At 47.6% G+C, this 26,062-nt stretch carries 25 protein-coding genes; 1 reads left to right on the top strand and 24 read right to left on the bottom strand.

The features are described from left to right. Positions 1–13: 13 nt before the first annotated feature. The 19 genes from glyS to KNO85_RS04820 all read right to left on the bottom strand — a co-directional run bounded on the left by glyS (position 14) and on the right by KNO85_RS04820 (position 16,665). Positions 14–2,068, bottom strand: coding sequence for a glycine--tRNA ligase subunit beta (gene glyS, locus KNO85_RS04910; RefSeq protein WP_214787423.1), 2,055 nt, complete (start codon positions 2,066–2,068; stop codon positions 14–16). After that, the gene (glyQ, locus tag KNO85_RS04905) at positions 2,061–2,954 is read right to left on the bottom strand and encodes a glycine--tRNA ligase subunit alpha (RefSeq protein WP_214789808.1); all 894 of its coding nucleotides are present in this window, start codon (positions 2,952–2,954) and stop codon (positions 2,061–2,063) included. The genes glyS and glyQ overlap by 8 nt, the downstream gene beginning before the upstream one ends. A gap of 295 nt (positions 2,955–3,249) precedes the next feature. Further along, positions 3,250–3,999 carry a DNA repair protein RecO gene (gene recO / locus KNO85_RS04900; RefSeq protein WP_214787421.1) on the bottom strand — a complete coding sequence of 250 codons (750 nt, stop codon included), beginning with the start codon at positions 3,997–3,999 and terminating at the stop codon, positions 3,250–3,252. 3 nt (positions 4,000–4,002) lie between these two features. After that, complete coding sequence (era, locus tag KNO85_RS04895; protein WP_214787419.1) at positions 4,003–4,911, bottom strand: GTPase Era; 909 nt, start codon at positions 4,909–4,911, stop codon at positions 4,003–4,005. 30 nt (positions 4,912–4,941) lie between these two features. Continuing rightward, on the bottom strand, positions 4,942–5,289 hold the full coding sequence (locus KNO85_RS04890) for a diacylglycerol kinase family protein (protein WP_214787417.1): 348 nt from the start codon (positions 5,287–5,289) through the stop codon (positions 4,942–4,944). After that, positions 5,286–5,762 (bottom strand): rRNA maturation RNase YbeY, encoded by a 477-nt coding sequence (gene ybeY, locus KNO85_RS04885; RefSeq protein ID WP_214787415.1) that lies wholly within the window; start codon positions 5,760–5,762, stop codon positions 5,286–5,288. Before ybeY ends, KNO85_RS04890 begins: the two co-directional genes overlap by 4 nt. Further along, complete coding sequence (locus KNO85_RS04880; RefSeq protein WP_214787413.1) at positions 5,740–7,827, bottom strand: HD family phosphohydrolase; 2,088 nt, start codon at positions 7,825–7,827, stop codon at positions 5,740–5,742. Before KNO85_RS04880 ends, ybeY begins: the two co-directional genes overlap by 23 nt. 41 nt (positions 7,828–7,868) lie before the next feature. Next, positions 7,869–8,825, bottom strand: a complete 957-nt coding sequence (locus KNO85_RS04875; RefSeq protein WP_214789806.1) for a PhoH family protein — start codon at positions 8,823–8,825, stop codon at positions 7,869–7,871. A 134-nt stretch (positions 8,826–8,959) separates the two neighbouring features. Next, positions 8,960–9,376 carry a hypothetical protein gene (locus KNO85_RS04870; protein ID WP_214787411.1) on the bottom strand — a complete coding sequence of 139 codons (417 nt, stop codon included), beginning with the start codon at positions 9,374–9,376 and terminating at the stop codon, positions 8,960–8,962. A 5-nt stretch (positions 9,377–9,381) separates the two neighbouring features. Continuing rightward, entirely contained in the window at positions 9,382–10,368 is a 987-nt protein-coding gene (gene floA / locus KNO85_RS04865) for a flotillin-like protein FloA (protein WP_214787409.1), read from the bottom strand. Continuing rightward, positions 10,365–10,904, bottom strand: coding sequence for an NfeD family protein (locus tag KNO85_RS04860; protein WP_224861488.1), 540 nt, complete (start codon positions 10,902–10,904; stop codon positions 10,365–10,367). The genes floA and KNO85_RS04860 overlap by 4 nt, the downstream gene beginning before the upstream one ends. Positions 10,905–11,009: 105 nt before the next feature. Next, the gene (locus KNO85_RS04855; RefSeq protein WP_074033373.1) at positions 11,010–11,459 is read right to left on the bottom strand and encodes a GatB/YqeY domain-containing protein; all 450 of its coding nucleotides are present in this window, start codon (positions 11,457–11,459) and stop codon (positions 11,010–11,012) included. A gap of 34 nt (positions 11,460–11,493) precedes the next feature. Beyond that, positions 11,494–11,688, bottom strand: a complete 195-nt coding sequence (gene rpsU, locus KNO85_RS04850) for a 30S ribosomal protein S21 (RefSeq protein WP_029334745.1) — start codon at positions 11,686–11,688, stop codon at positions 11,494–11,496. Between the two features lie 74 nt (positions 11,689–11,762). Continuing rightward, positions 11,763–12,428: a deoxyribose-phosphate aldolase gene (deoC, locus tag KNO85_RS04845; protein WP_214787408.1), complete on the bottom strand. Its 666-nt coding sequence runs from the start codon at positions 12,426–12,428 to the stop codon at positions 11,763–11,765. A gap of 79 nt (positions 12,429–12,507) precedes the next feature. Further along, entirely contained in the window at positions 12,508–13,386 is an 879-nt protein-coding gene (rarD, locus tag KNO85_RS04840) for an EamA family transporter RarD (protein ID WP_214787406.1), read from the bottom strand. A gap of 108 nt (positions 13,387–13,494) precedes the next feature. Then, on the bottom strand, positions 13,495–14,652 hold the full coding sequence (locus KNO85_RS04835; RefSeq protein WP_214787403.1) for a bifunctional cystathionine gamma-lyase/homocysteine desulfhydrase: 1,158 nt from the start codon (positions 14,650–14,652) through the stop codon (positions 13,495–13,497). Beyond that, on the bottom strand, positions 14,618–15,556 hold the full coding sequence (locus KNO85_RS04830) for a PLP-dependent cysteine synthase family protein (protein ID WP_214787401.1): 939 nt from the start codon (positions 15,554–15,556) through the stop codon (positions 14,618–14,620). The genes KNO85_RS04835 and KNO85_RS04830 overlap by 35 nt, the downstream gene beginning before the upstream one ends. 1 nt (position 15,557) lies before the next feature. Continuing rightward, on the bottom strand, positions 15,558–16,025 hold the full coding sequence (locus tag KNO85_RS04825; protein WP_214787399.1) for an S-ribosylhomocysteine lyase: 468 nt from the start codon (positions 16,023–16,025) through the stop codon (positions 15,558–15,560). Positions 16,026–16,041: 16 nt separating this feature from the next. Then, positions 16,042–16,665 (bottom strand): class I SAM-dependent methyltransferase, encoded by a 624-nt coding sequence (locus tag KNO85_RS04820; protein ID WP_214787397.1) that lies wholly within the window; start codon positions 16,663–16,665, stop codon positions 16,042–16,044. Between the two features lie 310 nt (positions 16,666–16,975). Here KNO85_RS04820 and KNO85_RS04815 point away from each other — a divergent pair, with 310 nt between their 5' ends. After that, positions 16,976–20,629 carry a S8 family serine peptidase gene (locus tag KNO85_RS04815; RefSeq protein WP_214787395.1) on the top strand — a complete coding sequence of 1,218 codons (3,654 nt, stop codon included), beginning with the start codon at positions 16,976–16,978 and terminating at the stop codon, positions 20,627–20,629. 45 nt (positions 20,630–20,674) lie between these two features. Here the strand turns inward: KNO85_RS04815 and KNO85_RS04810 are convergent, their stop codons facing one another. The 5 genes from KNO85_RS04810 to grpE form a co-directional block, all read right to left on the bottom strand. Next, entirely contained in the window at positions 20,675–21,427 is a 753-nt protein-coding gene (locus KNO85_RS04810; RefSeq protein WP_214787394.1) for a 16S rRNA (uracil(1498)-N(3))-methyltransferase, read from the bottom strand. Between the two features lie 3 nt (positions 21,428–21,430). Next, on the bottom strand, positions 21,431–22,369 hold the full coding sequence (gene prmA / locus KNO85_RS04805; RefSeq protein ID WP_214787392.1) for a 50S ribosomal protein L11 methyltransferase: 939 nt from the start codon (positions 22,367–22,369) through the stop codon (positions 21,431–21,433). An 18-nt stretch (positions 22,370–22,387) separates the two neighbouring features. Then, on the bottom strand, positions 22,388–23,494 hold the full coding sequence (dnaJ, locus tag KNO85_RS04800; protein ID WP_214787390.1) for a molecular chaperone DnaJ: 1,107 nt from the start codon (positions 23,492–23,494) through the stop codon (positions 22,388–22,390). Positions 23,495–23,604: 110 nt separating this feature from the next. Then, positions 23,605–25,431, bottom strand: coding sequence for a molecular chaperone DnaK (gene dnaK / locus KNO85_RS04795; protein ID WP_214787388.1), 1,827 nt, complete (start codon positions 25,429–25,431; stop codon positions 23,605–23,607). A gap of 29 nt (positions 25,432–25,460) precedes the next feature. Continuing rightward, on the bottom strand, positions 25,461–26,048 hold the full coding sequence (gene grpE / locus KNO85_RS04790) for a nucleotide exchange factor GrpE (protein ID WP_214787386.1): 588 nt from the start codon (positions 26,046–26,048) through the stop codon (positions 25,461–25,463). Positions 26,049–26,062: the final 14 nt, after the last annotated feature.

Raw genomic sequence — 26,062 nt, 5'->3', positions numbered from 1 at the left:
CCCTCTAGTTTGTTCAGAGTACGAGCGCGTTGAAGTCTGCGACACTCTTAATCGTCGTAGCAAGTCGGTTCATTTCGTGGAGTCGGTTTTGGCGTACCGCCTCGTCATCACTCATGACCATCGTATGTTCAAAATACTGCATAATTGGTGATTCGAGTGTTTGAAGAAGTTGAAGCGCTTTGTTATAGTCTCCCGCTTGAACGGCCTTCGTCGCTTCAGGAGCTGTCTGTTCAATCGCTTCATGTAACGCAACCTCTTGGTCATTTTCAAACAATGAAGGATCAACGTCTCCCTGCTCACCTTTTTTCGAGATATTGACGACGCGCGAGAGTTGTTCAATCAACGATTTAGCGTCCGTAGAGACGAACTGTTGAATCGCCTGTGCACGAGCATCGAGACGGTCGACCGTAAGCGTTGTCGTCAACACTGCATCGATCACATCATAACGTACCTGCTGTTCTTGCAGGCGATATTTCAAGCGAAGTTTAAAGAACTCGACGAGCTGTGCCTTGACTTGTTCTTTATCGGCTTCATAGAGTCCTGCTTCCAGTTGTAATTCGACAACTTTCGAGAGAAGTTTGTCGATTGAGAGATCAATCTTCCAATCGCCAAGGATTTGGACGACGCCTTGAGCTTGACGACGAAGTGCGAACGGGTCCTGTGAACCGCTCGGAATCATTCCGATGCCAAAGAACGCAGCAATCGAATCGAGTTTGTCTGCGAGAGCAAGCACCGCACCTGTCGCTGTTTCAGGAGATGCATCTCCTGCGAAACGTGGCATATAGTGCTCACGAATCGCAGCAGCCACTTCTTTGTCCTCCCCTTGTTGAAGCGCGTACTTCTCTCCCATGATTCCTTGGAGTTCAGTAAACTCGTAAACCATCTGGCTGACGAGGTCAAACTTGTGGATTGCACCAGCACGATTCACTTTTTCAAGATCCGCATCAAAGAGTGGTGCAAGAGTTTGTGCGATTTCTGTCACGCGACGTGCTTTCGCTCCAGTCGTTCCCAATTTTTCATGGAAGACGATTCGGTCGAGACGAGCAAGCTGGTCATCGATTTTCGTATTCTTATCCTCTTCATAGAAGAAGACGGCATCCGCAAGACGCGCACGAATGACTTTTTCGTTTCCGCGTGCGACGTTTTCAAGATGATCGGCATTTCCGTTTCGAACGGTGACGAAATAATTTTTCAACGTTCCATCGACATATACCGGGAAATAACGTTGGTGCTCTTTCATCGTCGTGATGAGTACTTCTTCTGGTAAGTCAAGATACGTCTCATCAAACTCACCAAAGAGAGCAGTCGGCCATTCGACTAAGTTTGTGACTTCTTCTAATAAGGCAGCATCAAGTGGGATCGTCCATCCTTGGTTTGTCGCAAGCGCTTGGATTTGACGTTCAATTTCTGCTTTACGCGCTTCGTAACTTGCCATGACAAAGGCAGCATCTAGCGCTTCCACATATTCAGCTGGTGAATGGACGACGACGTCTCCTTTACTGAGGAAGCGATGTCCTCTCGTCACGTTCCCTGTCTTCACGCCTTCAATCGTAAAGTCGATGACATCCTGACCGAAGAGGGCAATCAACCAACGAATCGGACGCATGTAGCGTAAACTGCTCGTTCCCCACTTCATGTTTTTCGGGAACGTCAAGCTTCGAACAACGTCTTCAAGACCACTTAACAAAGAACCTGTTGCTTGTCCCTTTTCATGACGCTCCGCGAAGACATACTCGACTCCCTTTTCTTCCGCAAAGTATAGGTCTTCCACTGACAATCCACGACCACGGGCAAATCCTTCTGCCGCTTTCGACCAGTTCCCTTCTGCGTCTTGAGCAATCTTCTTCGCAGGTCCGCGAAGTGTTTCCGTCAAATCTTGTTGTGTTTCCGCCACATCACGAACGATTACAGCTAAACGACGAGGTGTCGAATATACTTCGATTGATCCAAACTCAACTCGCGCTTCTTTCAAGAACGAGTCGATTCGTTCTCCTAACTGTTTTTCTGAACGCAAGACGTATTGAGCCGGAAGCTCTTCCAATCCAATCTCTAGTAAAAGGTCACGCATTCAAGTCACCTGCTTTCTCTTGTTTCAAAAGTGGGAAACCGAGACGCTCCCGTTCTTCAATAAATTTAGAAGCACATGCACGTGACATATTACGGACGCGTTGAATAAATCCAGTCCGCTCTGTCACAGAAATCGCGCCTTTTGCGTCTAACAAGTTGAACGTATGTGAACATTTCAAAATGTAGTCGTACGCAGGGAAGACAAGATTTTCTTCAAGAGCACGTTTTGCTTCCTTCTCATATGTGTCAAATAGAGTAAAGAGCATATCGACATCTGATAACTCGAACGTATATTTTGAGTGTTCGAACTCAGGCTGATAGAAGATATCTCCATACTTGAATCCGTCTGTCCAAACGAGGTCGAAAACGCTCTCGACTTCTTGAATGTACGAAGCGAGACGTTCGAGACCGTATGTGATTTCAACGGCAATCGGATCACACTCGATGCCACCGACTTGTTGGAAATACGTGAATTGCGTGATTTCCATCCCGTTTAACCATACTTCCCAACCGAGACCGGCTGCTCCGAATGTCGGGTTCTCCCAGTTATCCTCAACGAAGCGGATATCATGTTCGAGCGGGTTAATTCCGATCAACTCGAGACTTTCTAAGTACAACTCTTGGATGTTGCTCGGAGAAGGCTTCATGATGACTTGGAACTGATGATGTTGATACAGGCGGTTCGGGTTCTCCCCGTAACGTCCGTCAGCCGGGCGGCGCGACGGTTCTGTGTAACAGACATTCCAAGGTTCTGGTCCTAGCGTTCTTAATGTAGTCATTGGGTTTAACGTACCTGCCCCTTTTTCCACATCATACGCTTGCATCGTCAAACAACCTTTCGATGCCCAAAAGTTTTGTAGCGTGAGAATGATTTCTTGCATAGTCATATGCTTCATAGATGACACCTCCAATAGTATTGAAACGACAAAAAACGCCCCTATGTGCCTAGCACATAGGGACGGGATTGATTCCCGCGGTTCCACCCTACTTGCCCCAATCATTGGGACCACTCTTAACAAGATGTGGGCGCTCTGGAATCGCCATTCACTCTTCTCATGACGCTCGGCTCACACCACCCCGAACTCGCTTCATTCATGACATGAAGAGTTACTTATTTCCTTCATCGCGCACGCTATTTCATTGTCTAATCGTAACTCATCGTATCGAATTCACTTTAAAAAGTCAATCCTCATTCAGATGAAGTCGAATCATTTGATCGAGCACTCGCTTCGTCTTCAGTCGCAATCCGCTATACGATTCCATGTACGCATCGAACAGTTGACGCAATAGGAGTCTCGACTCGTTTGACAACGGCACGTTCCGAAATTCCGACAGTTCGTGCTTGCTCATCAAATAGAGTAGTTTGGCTAGGCGCTCTGACAATTGAATCGATCCTTCTTCTCGATGGCGACCACATAAAAATCCTCCGGATGCGACCGAGAAATACATCGGGTCCGTCACGTCCCCGCAGCGGACACATCCGGTCAGCACAGGAGAAACACCCAGAAGATGTAGCATGCGCAGTTCCATGTGATGCGTGATCACATCTGGGTCCATTCCTGCATTCAATGCTTGAAGCGCGTCCTGTAAAATCCGGAATAACGGACGATTTTGTACGCGATCCTCGACAGATCGGTCGACGAGCTCTAACCAATACATCGCGTACGCCATCCGATCGACATCTTTGCGAACCTCTGGATAGGACGTCATGACATCAGATGATTTTAACTGAGCGAGTCCTCGGCTAGACGGGAAAATATAAACACCTTCTACAAACGGTTGACTCGAGGCATGGAACCGACTTCCCGGTTTCTTCGCACCTCTTGCCATAATCGCAACTTTGCCAAGCTCTTCCGTAAACAATGTCACGACTTTATTCGATTCACCATAATTGACGGTACGAATGACGATTCCCGTGACTTTTTGTAACATGGCTTAGTACTCGTCGTCGCGGAAACCGAGGTCACGAAGCTGACCCATCTTGTTACGCCAGTCTTTTTGAACTTTGACCCAAAGGTTCAAATACACTTTCGTACCGAGAAGCGCCTCGATATCTTGTCGGGCATCTGTTCCGATTTCACGAAGCATCGTCCCTTTTTTGCCGATGATGATCCCTTTTTGCGAATCACGCTCTACCATGATTACCGCTTCGACATCAATCATCTCGGAGTTTTCACGTTTCTTGATTGATTCGATTGCAACAGCAATTGAGTGCGGGACTTCGTCACGTGTCTTATGCAACACTTTTTCGCGAATCATCTCAGAGATGATAAAACGCTCCGGGTGGTCTGTCACTTGATCGGCCGGATAATACATCGGTCCTTCAGGTAACAGTTTCTTGATTTCTCCTAGGAGCGGTTCGACGTTATTGCCTTGCAGTGCTGAAATCGGTACATACGCTGCAAAGTCCAACTCATTCGTGTATTGCTCAATCACTTTTGGAAGTTCATCCGGATGAATCAAATCGATTTTGTTCATCACCAAAATGATTGGTGTGTCGAGTCCTTTCAGTTTTTCGATGATGAAGTCATCACCTGCACCGCGAGGTTCCGTCACATTCACCATAAAAAGAATCGCATCGACTTCGCGAAGGGCGTTTGTCGCCACTTTCATCATGAAGTCTCCGAGGCGATGTTTCGGTTTATGGATTCCCGGTGTGTCGATGAAAATGATTTGGGAATCATCCGTCGTATACACACCTTGTACTTTGTTTCGTGTCGTTTGTGGTTTATCCGACATGATGGCAATCTTTTGTCCGATCACGCGGTTAAGGAATGTCGATTTACCGACATTTGGTCGACCGATGATCGACACGAAACCAGATTTAAAATCTTCTTGATACATAATGCACCTGCTTTCTCAATTTCAGAACTCTTAGTATAGCACGTTCCATAGTCTTGGACCGAATATAATGAGTGCTGTTACAGCGGCTCCTATAGAAGCGACGAGTACGGCACCTGCAGCCACATCTTTTGCCTGTTTCGCGAGCGGATGGACCTCTTGTGTGACTAAATTGACCGCCCGCTCGATGGCAGTATTCATCAATTCTAGGCTGATGACCAACGTCACCCAGGCGAGAAGAACTAGATTTTCTAGTTTCGTCGTTTGTAACCATATCGCCACAGCGAAGACGAGTAAGGCCGCGATGAGGTGGATACGCATATTCCGCTCTGTACGAATGGCATGGAGGATTCCCTCGCATGCCACACGGAACGGTCTCACACGTTGCCTCGCTTCAACTCGAAGTGAGTAAGGACTTCTTCTTGTCTTGCGGTCATTTCCGCTTCTTCCTCTGGCGTCATATGATCGTATCCTAACAGATGAAGGAATCCGTGGATGGCCAAGAAACCGAGCTCCCGCTCGAACGAATGACCGTAGTCCGCCGCTTGTTCTCGGCAACGTTCCACTGAAATGACCAAGTCTCCGAGGAGATGTGGTTCATCCTCATCAAGCGTGAAATCCATCTCGTCTTCACCCATTTCATCAAAGGCAAAACTAATTACATCGGTCGGGGCATCTTTGCCCCTCCATTCCCGATTCACTTCATGGATCTCTTCATTCGTTAAATACGTGACGGATAATTCACTCGGTTCTTCCACGTCTTCTAATTGTGCGGCATGTTGTAAAATCGACTCGACAAGTTCGATTTGAGACACCGTTAACAATTCATGTTCATCGTTCGAGATGATTTGCATGCAATTCTCCCTCTTTCTTTAGCTCTGGATATTCAATTCGTTCATGGAACAAGCCCGTTAACGTCTCGCACGCACTCTCACCAACGCGCCAAATTTCTTTTGTCGTCAATTCACAGTCCTCAAACTGCCCATCTGCCAGCTTGTCTCGGATAATGGCACGAACGAGCATCCGAATTTTCTCAGGCGTCGGCTGTTTTTGCGAACGAACGGCTGCCTCGATCGAATCGACAATCATGACGACCGCCGCTTCTCGCGTTTGAGGTTTCGGACCAGGGTAACGGAATCGAGATTCCACAACGTCTTTCTCATGATCTTCTTTCGCTTTGACATAAAAATATTTCAATAAGGAAGTCCCATGATGCTGTTCAGCAATATCAATGATTTCCTTTGGTAATTTATAGCGTCGTAACAGATCGGCCCCGTCATAAGGATGAGCCATGATGATATCCGCGGACTCTTCTGGCGTCAGTCGATCGTGCGGATTCCCTCCACCTTGTTGGTTTTCAATAAAGTGAAGAGGACGTTCCGTCTTTCCGAGGTCATGGTAATAACTCGCTACCCTTGCGAGCAAGCCGTCTGCACCAATCGCTTCACATGCCGATTCCGCCAAGTTTGCTACCATCATACTATGATGATATGTGCCCGGTGCTTCCATCAAAAGTTTGCGTAACAACGGATGTGTCGGACTCATCAACTCGACAAGTCGACCAGACGATAAGACGCCAAACCACGGTTCTAGGAAAGGTAAGAATCCAAACGTCAACACGATGGACAACAAGGCGCTAATGACGGCGAATCCAGAAAGATACATCGCCATTTCCCAAGTGATCTGAACGTTTCGTAATAGAAGTAACGCGATGACCATAATAATGTTCACGACACCGAGCAAGATCCCCGACAAGAACAAGCGCTTCCGCTGAATTTTCGGCTCGACTAAAAAGACAGCTAAAAAACTCCCGGTTGCGACGTACACTAACGTCATGAAATTCGTACTTTGTCCGAACGTGACGACGATACTACCCGCAATCATCGTAATGAAGGCAGATGCGAGCGCGACCCGTTCGTCAATCAAGATTCGGAGTAACAAAACGACGAAAGCGGTCGGCGCCAAGAGATAAGCATACGTCGTATAGTCGACACCGATATATCCGACGCCGAAGAAGATACCAAGTTGTAAAAGAAGCAACCCATAGACAGTCACCAATATTTTTGGGCTCAATAATAAATCTTTAATCTTTGAACGGATGAGCATGAATAAGAAACCACCCGTCAACAATCCGCTCAACAAGAACGAGCCAAACAGTGGCGCGAGTGAACGGTTCGGATCGATTGCTCCAGTTAATTCTAGCTTCCGATAAATCTCACGTGTGACGACTTCTCCTTGACTAACAAGGAGTTGTCCCTCTTGAATGATGACAGGGTCGACCGCATCAACAGCCTCCTGCTCTTTTTGACGCGTCGCCTCAGAATCGAACACATAGTTCGGAACGATGAGTTCATCACTGAGCGTCTTCGCGATTGCACGGAATTCGAACGAGAGCGGTGATTGATCGACGATTGCAGCCGCACGATCTCGAGCAGCTGCGACTGCTTCATTACTCGTCTCGATCCGGTCGTCCATCACTTGTTGCAACGCCGTCACCGTCACGTCTTCGACGGTTTGCCGAGTGTCTTCCGTCGCCTCAAGAAGTGAGTTTAGTTCTTCGTCTGCGAGAATCCCGTTCGCCTCCGTCGAATTCAAACGGCTCTTAATATCCGCAAGTTCCGTCTCGTCGTCCGTCTGATCGAACGCTGCAAACAATTGCTCGACTTTCGCAATCTGTTGGTCAGCAAATTCTCTTCGGAGCGAGAACTGACTACCGACGCCGTTCGTCACTTCTTGTTTCAACCGTTCAGTCGCCACTCGGTCCTCGACTGTGATCGGAGACCGGATGTCTTGTTCAGCAATCCCTAGTGGTTCCACACTGATGATGGACGGGCGCACGGTGAAGTAAAGAATTGCACCTAATAAGAGAAAGAAAATCAGCGAAATCGTCGCGACTGTCCAATGTTTAGCTTGCTGCATTCGTGCCCCCCCTTTCACGATCAATGACCTCTTTCACTTCCTTACTTGAGGTCTGTACTATAGGCGTTAATGATTTTCTTGACGAGTGGATGGCGGACGACATCAGATGCGCTAAAGTGTTCAAAATGAATCCCGTCCACGCCCTCTAATAAGTGCAACGCCTCTTGTAAACCTGACGCCTTCCCTTTCGGTAAATCGACCTGTGTCAAATCCCCTGTGACCACCATCTTCGATCCGAATCCGAGTCGCGTCAAAAACATCTTCATTTGTTCTTTCGTCGTATTCTGTGCCTCGTCTAAAATGACAAATGCATCTTCTAGCGTACGTCCACGCATATAGGCGAGAGGCGCCACTTCGATTGTCCCTCGTTCTAACAATCGATTCGTCTGCTCCACACCATAAACGTCGAATAAGGCATCATATAACGGTCGAAGATATGGATCTACCTTCTCTTTTAAGTCACCTGGTAAAAATCCGAGGTTCTCGCCGGCTTCAACGGCAGGTCGCGTCAAGATAATTCGTTTCACTTGACCTTCTTTTAGCGCACGTGCTGCTAGAACGACTGCCAAATACGTTTTACCCGTTCCGGCCGGTCCAATTCCGAAGACAAGATCTCGTCGTTCAATCGCGCGAACATAACGACTCTGGCCAACCGTTTTGGCGCGAATCGGTTTCCCCTTGTTCGTCGTAAAGACGACACGCTCGTAATGCTCGAGCAATTCGTCTCCCTTTCCGACTTGAATATGTTGGATGACACTGATTGCGTCACTTTCATTGAGACGCGCACCTTTTTTCACCAATGTCTGTAACGTGATGATGACTTGCTTCGTCAATTCTAATGCCTCTCCTGTGTCAGCTTGGATAATCAATTCCTCGCCTCTCGGGATAAGCGCCACTTTCAATTCTGTCTCAATCGCTTGGAACACTTCATCTTTCGGTCCGAGTAAAGCTTGTGCTTCATTCGCATGTTCCATGACGAATGGTATTTTATCAGTCATAATCAATGGATACGTTGCCCCCTCTAAATATCGGTTATTCCTCTTTTACTTTAGCACTAACACGCCTATCGTGAAAGAAAGACCGCGTAATTTCCCCATGCAAAAGGCAGTAACACGAGGTTACTGCCTTTGCCTTACTTCTTTCGTTTCGAGACCGGAGGTTGTAACACCTCACTCCAAATGACCGCTTCCTGCATTCGCTTTTTCGAAACTTTCAGTTGTTTCGGTTTGGTCTTCTCCTGAATCGGAGGGATTTTTACTGCTTGCTCGAACTGCGCACTCACTTTCGGTCTCTCGACTTGACGTTCTTGAGGAACCGGTCGCTCTTCAGCTCGAGCGACTCGCCGTCTCACCTTTTGCGGCGTGGGCTTTTGCTCCGAATCATCAAACGCCGTTTCAATCTCTTTCATCACGTCTCCAACCGAATCCAAATAACGCTTAAGCTCACTGCTTTGAGGACGATCGCCAGAGGACGATGACTTTTCAAGACGCTTCATCACAGCCGAGGCGATCCCGAAAGCGGCTAACAAGAGTACCCAAAGTCCTTCCATATCAATCACTCACTATCTGATTCAGAATCGACAGGTGCCCCAATCGCTTTTCGCATTTCCGTATCTGCTTGTACGTTCAGGTAATTCACATAATCCATCACGCCAAGTTTACCATTACGCAACGCTTCTGCCATCGCGAGTGGAACTTCCGCTTCGGCCCCGACGACTTTCGCACGCATTTCTTCAACAGAAGACTTCATTTCCTGTTCGCGGGCAATCGCCATCGCACGGCGTTCTTCCGCCTTCGCTTGCGCAATCTTTTTGTCTGCTTCGGCTTGGTCAGTCTGCAAGACCGCACCGATGTTTTTACCGATATCGATGTCTGCAATATCAATCGATAGAATTTCAAACGCCGTTCCCGAATCTAACCCTTTCGTGAGTACGGTACGTGAAATCATATCCGGATTTTCTAATACATGTTTATGGTTGTTTTGCGAACCGATCGTTGATACGACCCCTTCGCCGACACGTGCGATAATCGTTTCTTCCCCCGCACCACCAACGAGACGGTCGATATTGGCACGTACCGTAATACGCGCTTTCGCTTTTACTTCAATCCCATCCATTGCCACACCGGCGATGAAAGGTGTTTCAATGACTTTCGGGTTAACGGACATTTGTACAGCCTCGAGCACGTTACGACCTGCCAAGTCAATGGCAGCAGCACGCTCAAATGATAATTCGATATTTGCTCGATGTGCCGCAATCAATGCGTTCACGACACGGTCTACGTTACCACCCGCTAAGAAATGACTCTCTAGCTGGTTCGTATTTAATTCGATGCCTGCTTTGACCGCTTTAATCAACGGGTTCACAATTTTTGATGGAATTACGCGGCGAAGACGCATTCCAATTAATGTGAAGATGGAGACATGGACCCCTGCTGCAAACGAACTGATCCATAGTCCGACCGGTACGAACGTGAAGAACACGGCAAGCGCAATCAATCCTCCACCTGTGATGAGTAACGTCGTCAATAGTTCTGGTGTCATTCTGTTACATCCTCCTTCGGTTCTATAAAGGTCCGAACGACAATCCGCCCTGAATCCACTTTATATACCTGAATTTTTGTCTGCTGATCGAGATAGCCACCCTCTGTCACGACGTCGATACGCTCTCCGTCGATTTCGGCAGTACCGGCCGGGCGAAGTGGTGTTAACGTCACACCTACTTTCCCAAGAAGTTGTTTACGGTCATCATGGGACAAGTAACCTTTTTCGGTCGATGTCGAATCTGTCAAAATCAACCCTTTATAAATGAGCGGTCGATTCGTACTTAATCGGCGATATGCCCAGAAACCGAGTCCAGTGAGCACCGCTGCCGCCAAACCGATTGAGAGCCATAGCTGACCGATCGTCGCACCCGCCATAATCAAGCTGGCAACGACCGCTCCGATCCCAAGCAAACCGAACAATCCAAACCCTGCAACGAACACTTCAATTCCAAGAAGGACGACTCCGACAAAAAAGACTGTCAGAATCACTCCGAGACCAAATGTCATCGTCTTGCTACCCCCTTCCAAATTCAAAGCTATCTCCTATCTCTAGTGTATACGAAACAAGATTGAATGTGGTTTCAGAATACGCAAAAAAAAGCAGAAACTTTCGGTTTCCCGAAAAGTTCTGCTTTTTCATCAATTCGTCAATTGTTGTTTGACGATTCGGTTCACAAGACCACCGTCTGCCTTGCCTTTGACTTGCGGCATGACGACGCCCATCACCTTACCCATATCAGATGGAGCGGATGCGTTCGTTTGAGCAATTGCTGCTTGAACGATCGCAGTCACTTCATCTTCTGAAAGTTGTTCAGGCATATAGGCTTCTAGGACGACAATCTCTTCTGCTACTTTGGAAGCAAGGTCTTCACGACCAGCGCTTTCGAATTCTCGGAGGGAGTCTCTGCGCTGTTTCATCTCTCGGTTGAGCACCGTGAGTTCCTCTTCCTCGGTAAGATCTTGACGACCTAGTTTGATAGCCTCATTTTGGAGCGACGCTTTTACCATCCGGATCGTCGTGAGACGATCTTTCTGTTTAGCGCGCATGGCTTGCTTCATGTCGTCCGTCAAGCGTTCTTGAAGACTCATGAGCCAACACCCTCTCTACACAATGAAACTGGAATCAGAATTTCTTACGCTTACGCGCAGCTTCTGATTTCAATTTACGTTTTACGCTTGGCTTTTCGTAGTGACGACGTTTACGAACTTCGGCAAGTGTGCCATCTTTCGAAACACCGCGTTTGAAACGACGAAGAGCGTCTTCAAGCGATTCGTTTTTACGGACACGAGTTTCCACTAGTTTTCCCTCCCTCCGAATTACACGACTAAGGAAACGTGTTTCACACGTCATATCATATTATAGTGAAATTAAGTCGTGTGGTCAACCACTTATTAATAGTCGCTGTCTGAACGTCCACCAGTGACGATTGCGATACCAGCTGAAGCACCGATACGTGTCGCACCAGCATCAATCATCGCTTTCGCGCCTTCGAAGTCACGAACACCACCTGAGGCTTTTACGCCGAGGTCTGGTCCGACTGTTTCACGCATGAGACGAATGTCTTCGACCGTTGCGCCACCAGTTGAGAAACCAGTTGATGTTTTGACGAAATCTGCTCCAGCTTTTACTGAAAGTTCAGCAGCTTTCTTGATTTCTTCTTTTGTAAGCATGCACGTCTCAAAGATGACTTTGACGAGTGTACCGTTTGCCGCTTCGACAACCGCACGAATGTCACGCTCTACGAGATCGTAGTCGCCGTCTTTGAGCGCTGCGATGTTGATGACCATATCTACTTCATCCGCACCGTTTGCAATCGCGTCTTTTGTTTCGAATGCCTTCACTTCAGGAGTGTTCGCTCCGAGTGGGAACCCGATGACTGTACATACTTTGACGTCGTCATCTGATTGAAGTTGCTCTGCTGCATATTTGACCCATGTCGGGTTGACACAGACACTTGCGAACTTATATTCGAGTGCCTCTGCACAAAGTTTTGTAACTTGATCTTTTGTAGTTTCAGCTTTTAAAGCTGTGTGGTCGATATAACGGGCTAATTCCATTATTCATTTCCTCCTCTGACAAATAAGTCTGACATCTAACATATTACCACGTTTTTTCGAGATGTAACAGCTTTCAAACTCAAATGAGTTGACGACGTTTGCGAGCGACGACCCAGCTATTCCAACTGAAGAAGAAGATGGCTAGCCAAATACAAGTGAATGCGAAGACGTGATATGCCGTGAACGGTTCATGATACATGACGACCCCGATTATCAGACTGATGGTCGGTGCGATAAATTGAAGAAAACCGACGAGCGTAAACGGGATATGTTGTGCCCCGTATCCAAACAAAAGAAGCGGGAGCGCCGTCACAACACCCGTTCCTAGCAATGCGACCCAAATCATCGGTGACATGTCAAAGGCAATTTGGTCTGTGACGACCTGATTGCTGAGAAAGATGAGCGCGACAGGAACGACAGCTAACGTCTCAATCCCGAGACTCACGGTTGAAGCGAGAGGTCGACGTTTCTTCACCATCCCATAAAAACCGAACGTACTCGCTAATACGAACGAGATCCACGGAAATGAACCATACCCAAGCGTCAAGACGAGGACGCCGATCGACGCGATCCCAACCGCCATCCATTGGACTCGATTTAATGATTCCCGAAAGACGAGCACCCCTAACACCATACTGACAAGCGGGTTAATGTAATATCCGAGGGATGCCTCGATAATATAACCGTGATTGACAGCCCATATGTACACAAACCAGTTTGCACTGACGATGAATCCGTTCAACATGAATGCGTTTCGTGTGGCAGGGTGGCGAAGAGCGTAACCGAACTCTTTCCACTGATTCGTCCATCTTAAGACGAGTAAAATAAATAAAAAGGACCAAACGATACGATGTGCCAAAATTTGTCCACTCGGCACTTCCTGCAAAAACTTCCAATAGATTGGGAGGACGCCCCACATGACGTAGGCCCCGATTGTCGTCCAAACTCCCTTATTCACACGTTCACCCGCTCTCTTTCAAGTTAAAAACAGTTTAGTCGATGAACGACTTCCGATACAAGGCTTTTGTCTCATGAAAAAAGGACGCGAAAATCGCGTCCTTACTCATTATTGTTTGACTTGTTCAATGGCGGATAAAGCTTGTGCCAAATCCTCGATTAAATCATCGATATCCTCTAATCCGACTGAGATTCGAACGAGCCCGTCCGTGATCCCAAGTTCTGCACGGCGTTCGGCTGGAATCGACGCATGTGTCATACGAGCCGGAACACTGATTAGGCTTTCTACTGCACCTAAGCTTTCTGCGAGTGTGAAGTACTTCGTCTTCGCGACCATCATTTCCGCCGCCTCGGCCGAACCGACATCGAACGCAATCATCCCACCGAATCCACGCGCTTGAGACAAGTGGACTCGTTTTGCCTCTTCACTTGAGACACTCGGGTGTAGGACGCGTGACACGTTCTCATTCGATTGTAGGAAGTCGACCAACGCTCGTGCGTTCGATTCGATTTCTTCCATCCGAACGGCAAGCGTCTTAATCCCACGAACGACGAGGAAGCTGTCTTGAGGTCCGAGTACTGCCCCGATCGAATTTTGTAGGAACGCCAACGCTTCTCCTTGTTCTTCCGTTCGAGCGACGACGAGTCCCGCCACGACGTCACTATGACCACCTAAGTATTTTGTGGCACTGTGTAAGACATAGTCGGCACCAAGGTCGATTGGATTTTGGAAGTAAGGGGTCATGAACGTGTTGTCCACTACGAGTAAGACGTCTGCCTCATCCGCAATCGTGCGCATTGCACGGATATCTGTCACATTCAAAAGTGGGTTCGTCGGCGTCTCCACATAGATCATTTTCGTGTTCGCTTGTAGCGCATCACGAACCGCCGCTTCATCGGATGTGTCGACAAAAGTTGCCTCCAAGCCTCGTGACTGAAATACTCGATTGAATACACGGTACGTTCCTCCATATACATCAGACCCGACGATGACGTGGTCTCCAGATTTCAACAACATGAGTACGGTCGAGATGGCCGCCATCCCAGAACCGAATGCGAAACCTTGCACGCCGCCCTCGATATCCGCAATCAGCGTCTCAAGCGCAGTTCGTGTCGGGTTGGCAGACCGAGAATACTCGTAACCTTCCCGCAAGTTTCCGATCCCGTCTTGCTTGTATGTGCTCGTTTGATAAATCGGCGGTGTGACTGCCCCTGTTAATGGGTCCGTCGTCTTACCGCCGTGAATGAGTGCTGTCTTTGTACGCATATTCTGCCTCCTTGACAATTCCTTGACTTAAATATCGCTCTGCACTGTCTGGCAAGATTGTCACAATCGTGCCTTCCGACATTTGATTTGCTTCCTTTACACATGCTGCAATGGCAGCCCCAGAAGAACTCCCGATAAGCAATCCTTCTTGTTTCGCGAGATGCGCCACATAGTAAAACGCTTCCTCGTCTGTGATCGTATGAATCGCATCGACATAAGACCGCTCCAAGAAGGGAGGCCATTTTTCGACGCCGATTCCTTCAGTTTTATGTGGCCCCGGCTCACCGCCGTTCAAAATCGAACCGACCGGCTCGACGACGACGGTTTTCGTCCCTTGCGGCTTTAATGATTTAGCGACACCGGTGAATGTACCACCCGATCCCGCTCCCGCTACAAACACATCAATCTGCGGCACGTCTTTCAATAGTTCTTGTGAAAGAATGTCCACATAGGCTTCAGGGTTATCCGGGTTTGAAAACTGTTCCGGCACGTACGCATCATATTCTTCCGCCAACTCGAGCGCGTGACTGATTGCGCCTTTCATCCCTAGCTCGGTCGGTGTATTGACGACGGTCGCCCCAAGGAGACGCATCAATGCTTGTTTCTCTTGACTAAACTTTTCAGGGGTCACGGTAATGAGGCGAATGTCGTACCGCTGACAAGCGAGTGCGAGGCCAATTCCTGTATTCCCAGCTGTCGGCTCAATGACCGTACCACCTGGTGCTACGTCTCCACGCTTCATCGCCCGCTCAATCAAATTCATGCCGAGTCGGTCTTTGACACTCCCTCCCGGATTCATCATCTCCATCTTCCCATATACTTTTACCGTAGATGGTACAGGTAATGAACGGAGCTCGATGAGCGGCGTGTCCCCGATGAGTTCATAGACGTCACGGACAATCATCTTATGCTTCGTCCTTGAAGATGATATGCCACTCGTCACGTTTCGCAAGCATGTCAGCCGCTAATTTTTTAGCTCCCTCAAAATCATGATGGTTCGCATTCCCACATTGAACCGGATTTTGCGCTGGTAATTCTTCCGCGTTCATCGCATCGCGTAACGTTGCTTCGACGAGGTCGAGCATTCGTTCATAATTCCCATCATTTAGCATCGTCCAATAGAAACCTGTTTGGCATCCCATCGGAGAAATATCAACGATGTCTTCTGAATGGTTGCGGCTGTTTTCAGCGATCAAATGTTCGAGAGAGTGAACTGCACGCATCGGCATGAGTCCTTCGTTCGGTTGAATGAAGCGAATGTCATACTTGTAAATGGTATCCGCCGTTCCTTCTTTCACACCAGCTAAACGAACAAATGGAGCCTGTACTTTCGTATGATCCAGGTTAAAACTTTCGACGTTATATGTTTTCATGAGTGATTCCTCCTAATTATTTTGTAGCGACGACAAGCCAAACGAATTTATTTTTCTGCGTCATCGTGACGTTGTATCCGTTCGCCTCTAACATTGTACGAATGGTTGTTGTGTATGGATAATATTCACGGTTTAGGTCTTCGACCAAGTCTGAATACCCTTGTGCCGTTGCCCAGTCAATGATGTCCTGTCGAGCTTCTGGAGATTCGAACATCGTATCGAGCAATACAAATTTCGGATGTCCCCATTCCCGAACGTATTGATCAATTGCTGATTCTTTTTCAGAATCCGTCAAGTGATGGAAAGCGTACGAAGATACGACGGTATCGACTTGTGAGAAAGATGGATAACGAAGAAAATCACCGTTTTCTACCGAAATACCTAATTTATCAATCGCAATCTGCCTCATCTCCGGAGAAGGTTCGATTGCAATTAAAGGATGTCCTTTTAAAATACGGGCACTCAAGTTACCTGTGCCGACGCCAAATTCCAAGACTGTTCCTTCAACGTATAACGCAACATCATCAAGCATTTGATCATATCCGATAAATACTTCATGATATTGCTCGTCATGCCCCCCGACTGCCGTATCGTAATCTTTCGCCCAATCTTTAAAGATATCCATGAATGGTAAATTCATAGCGCCACCTCATTCTTAATTCTGACTAAATTGATATGTTTTATTGGTATTTAACATTAACGTTACATTAACAGGTTTTTTTGCACTTTTCAAGTCATTCGCGCAAATCATCTGATCCAAAAAAATCGGATATAGGTCTTATGTTTTAGGTCTATAGTAATTGTCTGAACATTAAAATTTGTGCAAAAACACTCCCCTATTTTACAAAAAAATCCACTCTTTTTCGTTTGAACAACGATATGATAATTCACAATGTAAGTAAAATCTTTATTTTTTTACAGGTAATAACAAATATTAGGGGGTATCTATATTGTCACGAAGAAACATTTATTTAAATGCATCACTTGCTACGTGTATCGCTTTAACACCTGCCTTCATTCAAGCAGGTACAACATCCGTTTCGGCAGAAGCTTCGATCAAACCAAAACTCGTTCTTGAAAAGAAACAGAAAAAAGTTCGGGTCGTCGTCGAACTCGTCGGTGCACCTGCGATTGCAGAAGCAGCACAAAAGGGGAAAAAGTTTAACGAGTTGACAAAATCAGAACAAAACAAAGCGCAACAATCTGTTCAGTCTGAACAAAAACGTGCAAAATCCGCTTTGAAGAAACAAGGAGTGACCGCTACGCCGATTGAAGAGTTCACGACCGTCTTTAACGGCTTCTCTACTTTCCTCACTACAAGTGAAATCGCGAAAGTCGAAGCCCTTCCAGAAGTGGCGACTGTCTACGTCGTCAATGAATATGAACGTCCTGAAGTGAAACCAGATATGGTCACAAGTAACGGAATGGTACAAGCCGAACAAACGTGGGGCGATTATGGATTCGCTGGGGAAGGCACCGTCGTCGCTGTCATCGACTCAGGAATTGATGCCGACCACCGAGATTACCGAATCACGGATGCGAAAACAGCAGAATTGACGAAATCAGAAGTCGATCAGGCCATCACTTCTTTTGGTCTTCCTGGTGAATATGTGAATGAAAAAGTTCCATACGCGTATAACTACTACGACGAGAACGATGATATTAAAGATGATTCTCCGGGTGCTTCCATGCACGGTCAGCACGTTTCAGGAACGGTTGCCGCAAACGGTGATTTAGAAAACGGCGGGATTAAAGGTGTCGCACCTGAAGCTCAAATCCTAGGTCTTAAAGTATTTAGTAACGATCCGAACTATGCGTCTACATACGGAGATATCTATATTAAAGCGATTGACGATGCGATCAAACTTGGAGCAGACGTCATCAATATGAGCCTTGGATCTACAGCAGGTTTTGTCGATGCTGACTCACCTGAACAGCAAGCCGTTCAACGTGCTGTTGATAACGGCGTCTTTATGTCGATCTCTGCCGGAAACTCGGCATACTTCGGCCATGGTTTCGACTTACCGACAGCTTCAAATCCTGATACAGGTGTCGTCGGGGCACCAAGCGTCAGCCAAGCCTCTACATCGGTCGCCTCACTTGAAAACGATCAAATCCAATTGGATGCTTTCCGCGTTGGTGAAGAGAAGATTGGATGGAAAAAGCAAGATGGGCCAGCATTCTCAGAAGGCACATACGACATTGTCTATGTCGGGGACGGACAACCAGAAAATTATGCTGGTAAAGATGTAAAAGGAAAACTCGTCCTCGCCGTTCGCGACGGTGGATATTTCTATTCGAAGATTCAAAAAACGGCTGAAGCACAAGGCGCAGCTGGTGTCATCGTGAGAGGTGCCGTTTCTCACGGAGACTACGTATCGATGGCTCTTGACCAACCACTTATCCCGATGGCATCACTTAGCATCCAAGACGGGAACGAGTTAAAAGAGAAATTAGAGTATGGACCACTCCAACTCACGTTTGCAGGTGACCGCATTAGCGTAAACAACCGAGCAGCAGGTGCGATGTCTGATTTCACTTCTTGGGGCGTCACACCGAACCTTGACTTCAAGCCAGAGCTTTCAGCTCCAGGCGGTCAAATCTTCTCAACGTTTAACGACAACCAATACGGTTTGATGAGCGGAACATCGATGGCTGCACCACACGTGGCAGGCGGAGCAGCACTTGTCCTTGAACGAGTCGATCGTGATTTCGACTTGAGTGGAAAGTCACGCGTCACGATGGCCAAGAATTTACTACTCAATACATCGAAACCTGTCACAGACATCGGACCGTATAACCAGGAACTAAAACAGTCTCTTCCATATTCACCACGTCGTGCGGGAGCGGGTCTCATGCAACTCCATGCTGCTGTCACTTCTCCGGCGGTCGCATATGAGAAGAAAACGAAAGAAGCAAAAGTCGCATTAAAAGAATTATCGAAAAGTAAGGCGAAATTCACCATTGTCGTCGAAAATATGTCTGACGAATCTCTCACATATGATGTAGCGGCTTCCCTACAGACAGATCTCGCCGTCACGAACAAGGACGGGGTCATTCAAAACGCAATGGAAGCTCAGGCACTTCAACAGGCCATCATTAAAATCAACGGCAAAAACACGAGTAAAGTCACGTTGAAAGCAAACCAAAAGAAAGAAATCACGGTCTCGATTGACGTCTCAAAGGCAAAAGTTTTAAATCCCGAGACGCTAGAAGGAACGGTAGACGCAAAATCAGTCTTTGAAAACGGGTATTTCGTCGATGGATTCCTCCGTTTGACAGATCCACGTGGTACTGACGGTCACCCGTCACTCGTCGTACCGTTCGTTGGATTCGAAGGAGATTGGGGTAAAGCACCAATCTTTGATGAGACTATTTATGAAGAAGGCTCATTCTATGGAATCTCTGGATTGGTTGATGCGGCTGGGAACTATTTAGGAGAGAAACTTGATGAGTCCGTGGCTGAAGAGGCGGTAGCGATTTCGCCAGACGGAGACGGTTCAAAAGACACAGCAACTCCTGTCTTCTCACTTTTACGTAATGCGAAAGACATGAAGTACCGGATTGTCGATGAGCAAGGAAACGTCCTTCGTACCCTCAAGATGGATGACGAATTGAGAAAGAACTATTTCGATGGTGGAAGTGGCGACCCTTATTACTACACGTCTGATAACGCTTGGGATGGAAAGCTAAATGGAGAGATGGCGCCAAAAGGAACGTACTACTACGAGATTGAAGCAAGCATCGACTATATGAAAAAACAAGCCCAGACGCTACGTATCCCAGTCAAAGTGGATTACACAGACCCCCGTTTCACGATTCGATGGAATGATGGCGTCGCAAGCGTCAAAGCATCAGATGATTTCGCCGGCATTAATGGAATCGAGTTCCTTCTCAACGGTAAGGTCGTAGCGAAAGAAGCAAAAGATACAGCTAACTTCACTCTCGATGCGCCACTTGAATCAACAGATCAGCTCTCCGTACGTGTCTCTGACAATGCGGGTAACGTGATCACACGGGACGTATCTACAGAAAATGATGCGGATAAACCAGGTGTCTTCGTCGATGCACCACTCGCCCTATCTCCATACGGTTCATCGATTGTACCAATCATCGGTCAAATTAAAGACGCCTCTGACGTTGTATCGTTCACTGTCGATGATGTGGACGTACCACTCACATATGACGCAACTTTAAAACAATACACGTTCAATACGACACGTGCGTATGAAGATGGATTCCACAAAATTCGCTTCATCGCTGAAGACACGTCTGGTAACGTGACGAACTTCGTCCGTCCAATCTTTGTCGACTCAACGGAAGCGACGCTATCGATCAGCAATGTGCCGAAAAACGTTTCGGCGAAGCAAAACACCGTGAATGTGAAAGTACGGGTGTCGGACAACTTTGACGATATCAAACTTCGTGTCAACGGAGATTTAAAATGGAGCCACACGTTGAAGGAGCCATACGCGATGCGAGCATTCTCGCGTACCGAAACTATCTCACTCCCTGTGACGAAAGGACAGAACACCTTTACATTTGAAGTAACTGACCTTGGTGGGAACGTGACGCAAAAAGTAATCACAATCAATAAAAAATAATGGATTTCATGAAAAAACGGCTGCCCCCGAGGGACAGCCGTTTTTCTATTCTTTCGCCAATTCGAGCGCGTACGAGATGGCAGACAGTGCATATAATGGAGCCGTTTCCGAGCGGAGAATGCGTGGTCCAAAGGCACAAGCCGTTGCTCCTGCCTCCACCCATTGCGTGACTTCTCCTGAATCGAACCCGCCTTCAGGGCCTGTGATGACGAGGAGGCGTTGTTTCGGATTGAGTCGATTCAATATTTTGGCAAGCGCCGACTGTTCGCCTTCTTTTGCGGATTCTTCATATGCGATGATGACTTCATCGTACTGCTCAAACTGCTGTGACAGTTGTTTCGAAGTGAGGAACGTACATGTTGGGACGACGGCTCTGTAAGATTGCTCGGCCGCCTCTTGCATGATTTTTTCGATACGTTCTACCTTTTTCGGCACTTTTTTCGCGTCCCATTTGGCGACTGATCGCGAGGATTCAAACAATAGAAGATGATGAATCCCGAGTTCGGTCGCTTTTTGAGCGACAAGTTCGACCTTGTCCCCTTTCGGTAACGCGTAAGCGAGCGTCACGTCAATCGGCAATTCAGTCTCAGAACGACGAGATGACAGTACTTTCGCCACTCCACTCTTCTTCTCAAGTGACGTCACGACACATGCATACTCATTCCCCGCACCGTCAAGAAGTACCATTTCGTAACCTGCCCCTTGTCGTAGGACCGTTCCGATATGATGAACGATATCTGAAGGAAGTGCCACAGCATCACCTGTGAAAGCTTCTGGTGTCAAAAAATAACGTTGCATAGCTTACCCCTTCTTGGCGATGATCGCGACCCAGTCTTCCATGACGCGTGTCTCTTCAATCTCGAAACCTGCAGCCATCAGAGCGCTCGTGACTTCCGCCCGTTTCTCTCCGATAATACCAGACGTGATGAAGCGACCGCCCGTTTTGGTGCGTGCATACGCATCTTCGATGAAAAGAAGAATGACATCAGCAAGGATGTTCGCCACGACCAAGTCATATTCTCCGTCTACACCTTTTAATAAATCTCCAGTGTCTACTTGAACGAGTGATTCGACACCGTTCGTCTCGACGTTTTGACGAGCTGATTCAACGGCAACCGAATCCAAATCTAGCGCCTTTACGCTCGTGGCTCCGAGTTTCGCTGCGGCAATCGACAATACGCCTGAGCCTGTGCCGACATCAATGACGCGGTCGCCTTCCTCGATATAGTTCTCAATCGCTTGAATGCATAACATCGTTGTCGGGTGAGTCCCTGTACCGAACGCCATACCTGGGTCGAGCAAGATGACATTCTCTTCCGGTTGTGGTGTGTACTCTTCCCAAAGTGGCACAATCGTCAGATGTTGTGAGATTTTGACCGGCTTGTAGTACTGTTTCCATGAGTGTGCCCAATCTTCTTCATCAATCTCTGCGACCGTGACTTCGCCTGATCCGATATCGAGCATGCTCCGGAGGCGCTCGATTTCTTTTCTTAAGTTTGCGAGCACATCTTGGAAATCACCTGAAGCCGGCACGTACGCTTTGACGTGTACACCAGAAGTCGGATACGTTTCACGGTCCGAGACATCCCAAATCTCTCCGAAATGGTCTTCCGCCATCATTCGGTCGAAGTCTTCGACGTCCTCGATGACGACACCTTGTGCCCCCACTTCGTGTAATAAATTCGATACGGCTTCCACCGCAAGCTGTGTCGTGTGGACACAAATTTCAGACCATTTCATCGTTTGTACACGCTCCTTTTAGTGACTAAAGAATTTCTTCATTTTTTGGAACATACCATGTTCCTCTTCGACACCCGATTCGCCACTGATTTCTTCGAATTCACGAAGCAATTCTTTTTGGCGATCTGTCATATTTTTCGGTGTCATGACGACGACGCTGACATACTGGTCGCCATTGGCGCCACCACGTACACTCGGCATTCCTTTGCCGCGCAAACGGAACTTCGAGCCGGTTTGCGTCCCGGCCGGCACTTTCAAACTCACGTTCCCGTGAACTGTCGGCACTTCGATTTCTGCACCGAGTGCTGCTTGTGCGAATGTGACCGGCATTTCCATCGCGATGTGTTGGTCGACACGTTCAAAAATTTCGTGGGCTTTCACTCGTACGACGACATATAAGTCGCCCGCTGGTCCACCATTTACTCCAGGACCACCTTTTCCAGATAGACGGATCTGTTGCCCGTTATCGATACCGGCTGGAATTTTCACTTCGACGGTCTGTTTCTTCTTCACATGACCTGAACCATGACAAGTCGGGCATTTTTCTTTAATCGTCTTACCGCTACCATGACACTTGCTACAAGGACGCTGGTTGACCATACGACCGAGAATTGTGTTTTGCTCAACCGTTTCAACGCCACTGCCGCCACATTGGTTACACGTTTCTGGTTTCGTTCCAGGTTTCGCACCGTTCCCCATACATGTGTCACACTCGACTTCGATTTCAAGCTCGATTGTTTCCGTCTTTCCTGTCACGCTTTCCATGAAGTCGAGGTCGACTACGTATTGATAATCTTCCCCGCGACGCGGTGCGTTCGGGTCTTGACGACGTCCGCCACCACCGAAGAACATGTCAAAGATATCGCCGAATCCACCTTGGAAATCGCCTCCGCCTCCGAACTGGTTTGCCCCTTCAAAACCGAATCGGTCGTATTGGGCACGTTTTTGTTCGTCAGAAAGCACTTCATAGGCTTCACCGATTTCTTTGAACTTATCCGCCGCATCTGCCTCTTGGTTGATGTCCGGGTGATATTGACGGGCCAGTTTTCGGTATGCCCGTTTAATTTCTTGCGCCGAGGCCGACTTGTCGAGCCCGAGCACTTCATAATAATCTCGTTTCGCCACTATTCTCGCTCCTATCCTTACGATCTACGTATCGATTTTACCGATTCTACCTTAACATGGAAAGAGCCAAAGCAGAAACCTGCTTTGGCGCTCTCCTTTACAACGGCTGTTTATTTACGGTCGTCGAGATCCTCAAACTCTGCGTCCACGACATCATCGTCCTGTTTCGCTTCCGTTTGTGGTTCTGCGCCTTCAGCACCTTGCTGTTCAGCCATTTTAGCATATACTTTTTGCGTCAACTCTTGAACGACAGCTGACAATTCGTCTTTGGCTGTACGGATCGCCTCAAGGTCTGAACCTTCGAGAGCAGTTTTCGCTTTTTCTTTCGCAGCTTCTGCTTTTTCTTTGTCCGCCTCTTCCACTTGCTCACCAAGGTCTTTGATCGCCTTGTCTGTTGCGAAGACGAGTTGGTCCGTTTCGTTGCGGAGTTCTGCTTCTTCTTTACGTTGGTTATCTGCTTCGGCGTTCGCTTCAGCTTCTTTCACCATACGCTCGATTTCTGCCTCATCGATACCTGAAGAAGATTGAATTGTGATTGATTGTTCTTTGTTCGTACCGAGATCTTTCGCCGATACGTGAACGATTCCGTTTGCATCGATATCGAATTTAACTTCGATTTGTGGCACACCACGTGGTGCTGGTGGAATGTCAGTCAATTGGAAGCGACCAAGTGTCTTGTTGTCTGGTGCCATCGGACGTTCCCCTTGAAGGACATGGATGTCAACAGCAGGTTGGTTATCTGCCGCAGTCGAGAACACTTGTGATTTCGATGTCGGGATCGTCGTGTTGCGATCGATCAATTTCGTCATCACGCCACCCATTGTCTCGATACCGAGTGAGAGCGGAGTCACGTCGAGAAGAACGACATCTTTCACGTCTCCAGCAAGAACCCCACCTTGGATTGCCGCACCGAGTGCAACAACTTCATCCGGGTTTACCCCTTTGAATGGTTCTTTCTTCGTGAAGTCGTGGATCGCTTTTTGAACGGCAGGGATACGTGTCGAACCACCGACGAGGATGATCTTGTCGAGATCAGATGGCGTGAGTCCTGCATCTTTCAAGGCACGACGAGTCGGTTCCATTGTGCGTTCGACGAGATCAGCCGTCAACTCTTCAAATTTCGCACGTGTGAGTGTCATTTCCAAGTGGAGTGGACCTGCTTCACCTGCTGTGATGAACGGAAGGCTGATGTGTGCACTTGTGACACCTGAAAGGTCTTTCTTCGCTTTTTCAGCTGCATCTTTCAAACGTTGAAGTGCCATCTTGTCTTTTCCAAGATCGATGCCGTTCTCTTTTTTGAATTCTGCAACGAGATAGTCGATGACTTTTTGGTCGAAGTCATCTCCACCGAGACGGTTGTCACCAGCTGTTGCGACAACTTCGAATACACCATCACCGAGTTCAAGAATCGAAACGTCGAACGTACCACCACCGAGGTCATAAATCAAAATCGTATGGTCTTCACCTTTATCTAAACCGTAAGCGAGTGCAGCGGCCGTTGGCTCGTTGATGATTCGTTTTACATCAAGACCAGCAATTTTACCAGCATCCTTTGTCGCTTGACGCTCAGCATCGTTGAAGTATGCAGGAACTGTGATGACTGCTTCTGTAACTGTTTCACCGAGGTAGTCTTCAGCATCTTTCTTCAACTTCTGCAAAATGATTGCCGAGATTTCTTGTGGTGTGAATTTCTTGCCGTCGACGTCAACTGTATGTGAAGTACCCATGTGACGTTTGATTGATTGGATTGTGTTCGGGTTCGTGATCGCCTGACGTTTTGCGACCTCACCGACTTGGCGCTCTTCTCCTTTGAATGCGACTACCGAAGGAGTCGTACGGTTACCTTCTGCGTTTGAGATGACGACCGCTTCGCCACCTTCCATTACTGCCACACATGAGTTTGTAGTCCCTAAGTCAATACCGATAATTTTACCCATCGTTAATTCCTCCGTCTCGTTAAGTAGTGTTATTCTGCAACTTTTACCATGCTCGGGCGAATGACTCGACCGTGCATCGTATATCCTTTTTGAAGCTCCATCGTCACGATGCCAGACTCGAACTCATCACTCGGCTCTTGCATGACTGCTTGATGGAAATTCGGGTCGAACGGTTGTCCGACTGCCTCAATTACTTCGACTTGCTCAGCATTCAATACATCGAGAAGCTGACGATGAATCATGTCAACGCCTGATTGAATTTGCTTCGCATCCTCCGAAGTTGCTTGTACTTGAAGTGCACGCTCAAAGTTATCAATGAGCGGAATCAATTTTTCAATGACAGACTGTGAAGCAAACTTGACGCGTTTTGCGTTCTCTTCATTCGTCCGACGACGGAAGTTGTCAAAGTCGGCACGAATACGGAGTTCGCTCGCTTTCAACGCTTCGATTTCTTTTTGTAAGTCCGTCCCCTCAGAACTTTCTTCCACAATCTCAGCATTTAAAACCTCATCTTCATTTGATTCAGTTGACTCGTTGTCTTCTGTCTGTGCCGAGTCTACAGATTTTTCTTCAAGCACTTCTTCTTGCTCATGCCCGTTTTGATGATCTGCTGTCATAGTAAAACTCCTTT

The sequence above is a fragment of the Exiguobacterium sp. s124 genome (assembly GCF_018617485.1).
Lineage (GTDB): Bacteria > Bacillota > Bacilli > Exiguobacteriales > Exiguobacteriaceae > Exiguobacterium > Exiguobacterium aestuarii.
This window is presented reverse-complemented; position numbering and strand designations above follow the sequence as displayed.